This is a genomic window from Actinomadura sp. HBU206391 (assembly GCF_014323665.1).
Classification (GTDB): Bacteria; Actinomycetota; Actinomycetes; order Streptosporangiales; family Streptosporangiaceae; genus Actinomadura_C.
The window spans coordinates 1-4,404 of record NZ_JABVEB010000366.1 but is presented as its reverse complement, the minus strand read 5'-3'; the positions used below and the strand labels follow the sequence as shown (position 1 = coordinate 4,404).

At 69.3% G+C, this 4,404-nt stretch carries 5 protein-coding genes and 1 pseudogene; 4 read left to right on the top strand and 2 right to left on the bottom strand.

Annotated features, from left to right (window positions below; all coding sequences use genetic code 11):
* Positions 1-717, bottom strand: a 717-nt coding sequence (locus HKK72_RS36480; RefSeq protein WP_187238955.1) for an ABC transporter substrate-binding protein, incomplete at its 3' end; no start/stop codon positions are given.
* A 194-nt stretch (positions 718-911) separates the two neighbouring features.
* Between HKK72_RS36480 and HKK72_RS36475 the strand changes: the two genes are divergently transcribed.
* A complete protein-coding gene (locus tag HKK72_RS36475; protein WP_187238954.1) occupies positions 912-1,403 on the top strand; it encodes an SDR family NAD(P)-dependent oxidoreductase in 492 nt (163 codons plus the stop codon).
* Positions 1,404-1,490: 87 nt separating this feature from the next.
* Here the strand turns inward: HKK72_RS36475 and HKK72_RS36470 are convergent, their stop codons facing one another.
* Positions 1,491-2,189: an NADPH-dependent F420 reductase gene (locus tag HKK72_RS36470; RefSeq protein WP_187238953.1), complete on the bottom strand. Its 699-nt coding sequence runs from the start codon at positions 2,187-2,189 to the stop codon at positions 1,491-1,493.
* Positions 2,190-2,304: 115 nt separating this feature from the next.
* Here HKK72_RS36470 and HKK72_RS36465 point away from each other — a divergent pair, with 115 nt between their 5' ends.
* From HKK72_RS36465 to HKK72_RS36455, 3 genes and pseudogenes are all read left to right on the top strand, one after another.
* Positions 2,305-2,895, top strand: coding sequence for an ArsR/SmtB family transcription factor (locus HKK72_RS36465; protein ID WP_187238952.1), 591 nt, complete (start codon positions 2,305-2,307; stop codon positions 2,893-2,895).
* On the top strand, positions 2,892-3,623 hold the full coding sequence (locus HKK72_RS36460; RefSeq protein WP_187238951.1) for an SRPBCC domain-containing protein: 732 nt from the start codon (positions 2,892-2,894) through the stop codon (positions 3,621-3,623). Before HKK72_RS36465 ends, HKK72_RS36460 begins: the two co-directional genes overlap by 4 nt.
* A 184-nt stretch (positions 3,624-3,807) precedes the next feature.
* A pseudogene (locus HKK72_RS36455) lies at positions 3,808-4,404 on the top strand (hypothetical protein); the annotation flags it as partial.

The window sequence follows — 4,404 nt, the reverse complement described above, 5'->3', positions numbered from 1 at the left end:
CATCTGCTTGACCTGGACGGCCATCGGGTTGGGGTAGGTGAAGGAGATGATCGCATCGGAGCCCTTCATCGCCAGCACCTGCTGGGTGAGATCGGTGGCCGTCGGCGGGTAGCTGCGTACGGCCGTCGGCTCCAGCGACCTCTTCCTCAGTTCCGCCGTGACGCCCTTGATGCTCGTCTGGCCGTAGGACTCGTTGGTCCCCAGGAGGCCGATCTTGCTGACCTTGAGGTTCTCGGTCGCGTACCGCACCGCCGCTTCGTTCTTGTAGCCGTCGTAGGGCGAGGCCACCCACATCCATTCGCTGCCGCCCTGGCCTCCGAACCGCAGCACGTCGGTGGAGCTGGTCGTGGCGATCAGCGGAATGCCGGCACGGTCGATCTGGGACTTGCTCGACAGCGCCGACGACGCGGCGCTGAAGCCGATCAACATCACCGGATCCTTGTCGACGGCCTGCAGAAACTGCGACGTCGCCTTCTGCGGGTTCAGCGGGTCGGCCGGAACCCGCTCAAGCCGCACCTGCCGCCCGGCGATGCCGCCGGCGGCGTTGATCCGTTCCAGCGCCAGCTGGGCGGCGTTGTTGTAGTCGTTGACGGCTGCGGCGCTCTCCCCCTTGATCTCCCACAGCCCCACCAGCTTGATCGGCCCCTTGGATCCGCCTCCGGTCCCATCGCCGTCTCCCCCGCACGCGGTCAGGAGCAAGGCCGGAAACAAGATCATTGAAGTCACGGCCGGTCGCATACGCATGTGCCTCGCCTCCTACGGGCCGCCTCAGGGGCGATCTCTGCGGCCGGCGGCCGTAGTGATCACATCTCCTCGACGTTGTCGGCATCATGTAACAAGCGCTTGCTACGGTCAATGATCGCCGGCCCTTGATCGAAAGTAAGGTCGGGCGTCAGGGAGCGGGAACTCGGATGCCCGCGCTCGAAAGCGACCGCTCAGCCTCGACGCGGCCGTCCAGCATCGGCGCCCTCGGCGGCTTCCCCCTCACCGGGATGTACAGCGCCAGCAAGTTCGCGCTGGAAGGGATGAGCGAAGCCCTGGCCGCGGAAGCAGCGCGCTTCGGCATCAAGGTCACCATCGTCGAACCCGGCGGCTACTGGACCGGCCTCTACACCACCGGGATGGCCACGACCGAGCCGATGGACGCCTACGCGCCGCTACGAGCCGAACTGGAGAAGCAGTTCGCCGACGGATCCGTGGACAGCATGCCGCATCTCGCCGCCGAGGCCGTCATGAAACTCGTGGACAGCGACGACCCGCCGCTGCGGCTGCTGCTCGGCAGCGCCATCTACGACCTGGCATTCGACATCTCGCGGCAGCGGATGGCCACCTGGGCCGGCTGGGAGGAGACGAGCCGTGCCGCCGAGCAGGCCACCGAAGCGCCCGAGGGGTACGGTGCGTGAGGGCCGGCCGCCACCCTCCCGCCGGCCGTTCGTGCCGATGGGCAGGCAGGGCGGTATCAGGAGTCGACGCCCCCGGCACCGCTCGGGTCAGTCTTCTTCGGTGTCGGCATAACGGCGGGCGGCGGCGAGTGCCGCGCGAACCGCGGTGGCATCGGCCGGCGTACCCGCCTCCCCCGCATCCGGGCCCTGCCCGAAGTAGAGGCCCGCGTAGGCGGCGGTGTCGCGCTGGAAGCGCCACCCTTCGGCGAGCCGGCCGGCGTCGACGGCGTCGTAACCGAGTGCGTCGAGGAACGCGGTCACCGTCGCCTTGGCCTCCGCGTCGTCTCCGGCGATCGGCAGGGCACTGCGGTCGGGGGCGCCGGCCGGCCGGGCCAGCGACAGCAGATGCTTGAAGTAGATGTTGTTGAAGGCCTTGACGACCCTGGATGTCGGCAGGTGCCGCTGGAGGAGTTCGCTCGTGGTGGTCGACTCGTCGTCCAGTTCGGGGATCTGCTCGTCCCGCTGGAGGTAGTAGTTCTCCGTATCGATGACGACCTTGCCGGCCAGCGGCTCGACCGGCACCCTGCGGTGGGCATGGAGCGGGATCGTCACGACCACCAGATCACCCGCCTCTGCGGCTTCGGCCGGGAGCGCGGCACGGGCGCGCGGCCCCAGATCCTCGACCAGGTCCCTCAGCGTCTCGGGTCCGCGCGAATTGCTGAGGACCACCTCGTAGCCGGCCGCCACGGCCAGCCTGGCCACGGTGCCGCCGATGTTTCCGCTGCCGATCAGCCCAAGAGTCGTCATGTCGGACCTCAACTCCGCCGCACAGTTCCGGCATTCCCCGTGCCGCCGCCCGCCCGGACGTACCGGCAAATTCAACCTTCTTGACAATATATTTTGTCGGCGATAACCTGCGGTCATGCAGGACATCGCCGTGATCGAGGACCCGGCCGCCGCCGAGGTCTCGCTGGACCCCATCCGGGCCCGGCTGCTGGCCGAGTTGAGCGAGGAGCCCGGTTCCGCGACCATGCTGGCCGCCAAGGTCGGCCTGCCCCGGCAGAAAGTGAACTACCACCTGAAGACGCTGGAGGCGCACGGGCTCGTCGAGATGATCGAGGAGCGGCGCAAGGGCAACGTCAACGAGCGCATCATGCGCGCGACCGCGGCCTCCTACGTGATCTCCCCGACCGCGCTGGCGTCGGTCGAGCCCGACCCGGCCCGCTCCCCCGACCAGCTGTCGGCGAGCTGGCTGCTGGCCGTCGCGGCGCGGCTGGTCCGCGACGTCGGGGCGCTCATCACGGGCGCCGCCAAGGCGCGCAAGCGCGTCGCCACCTTCGCGATCGACGGCGAGGTGCGCTTCGCCTCGGCCGCCGACCGGGCCGCGTTCGCCGAGGAACTGGCCGGCGCCGTCACGGGCCTGGTGTCCAAATACCACGATGAATCCGCCGAGCGCGGCCGCGACCATCGGATCGTCGTCGCCCTCCACCCGAGCATGAAGGAATCCCGATGACGCACCCGTTCGAACTGAGCCAGGAGATTGAGCTCGCCGCCACTCCCGAGGAGGTCTGGGACGCGATCGCGACCGGGCCGGGCGTCGACTCCTGGTTCATGGGACGCACCGAGCTGGGCACGTCCGCCGGCGGCCCCGCGAACCTCACGATGATGGGCCACACCGAGCAGGCGACGATCACGGCCTACGAGCCGGGCACCCGCCTCGCGACCCGCAGCGCGGAGGCCCCCGACGGCCGGTTCATGGCGTTCGAGTACCTCATCGAGGGGCACGGCGGCGGCACGACCGTGCTGCGGCTCGTGCAGAGCGGCATGCTCGGCGACGACTGGGAGACCGAGTTCGAGGCGATGAAGGCCGGCTGGCCCATCTACCTGGAGACCCTCCAGCAGTACCTCACGTACTTCACCGGGCGCACGCCGTCGGTCACGACGGTCTTCCGGCCCGGAGCGGGCGGCCCGGACGCCGTCTGGAAGATCGTCACGGAGTCGCTGGGCGTCACGCCGGACGTCGCCGAGGGCGACGCCGTCCGGCTCCCGGACGGATCCGCCGGGGTCGTCTACTACGCGAACCTGCCCGTCAATCTGGGCGTCCGGACCGACGAGGGCCTGTACCGGTTCATCCACTCCGGTACCGACCGCGGCGATGCCCTCGTGCTCGGCCACCAGAACTTCGCGGGCCGCGACCAGCAGGCCGAGTGGGACGCCTGGATGGCCGAGCACCTCGGCTGAGCCGGGGCGAACGCCGCCGTAGCCGCACAGTCCCATCCCTGCCCGCCGGCGGCCCGGCAGCAGGCGCGCGGTAGGTGTCCGGGCGTCGAGCGCTCTGGGGTGTGGCGGGGCCATGGCCTGGGTAAAGATCACGACTGTATGCGCTGCGGTGGGCCATCGATTTGTCGGGGAGCGGGAATGGCTCGTGGCGGACTCGGCGGAGAACCCGGTGCATGACGACGGCGCATCTGGTGGGAGCGGTGCGGTCGAGCTGGTGTTCGCGGACCTGCTGAACCAAGCGCATCTGATGCCGCCGGACGCGCTGCCGGATGCGCTTTCCCAGAGCACCGCGCCACTGGGTGTGCGGCGGGTGGAGGTCTACCTGGCCGACATGCAGCAGCGGTGTCTGCGACCGTTGCCCTCCGCGCGGCAGGGCGACCTGGGGTCTCTTCCGACGTTGCCCATCGACTCGACACTGGCCGGGCGTGCCTTTCAGATGGTCACCATGCATCACGCCACGGCCGGCGAAGGGCTCTTCCGGCTGTGGGTGCCGGTGGTCGATGGCACGGAGCGTCTGGGGGTGCTCGAACTGATCGTTACCGCCGTCGACGAGGCGACGCTACGACGGTGCCGGATGCTCGCCTCACTGACCGGGTTAATGATCATCAGCAAGAGCGCATACAGCGACACGTACGCCCAGGTGAGACGTGACCGCGAGATGGCGTTGCAGGCGGAGATGGTATGGGCGTTCATGGCGCCGCCGACGTTCGCCACCGAGAGGGTCATCGTCGCGGCGGCGCTG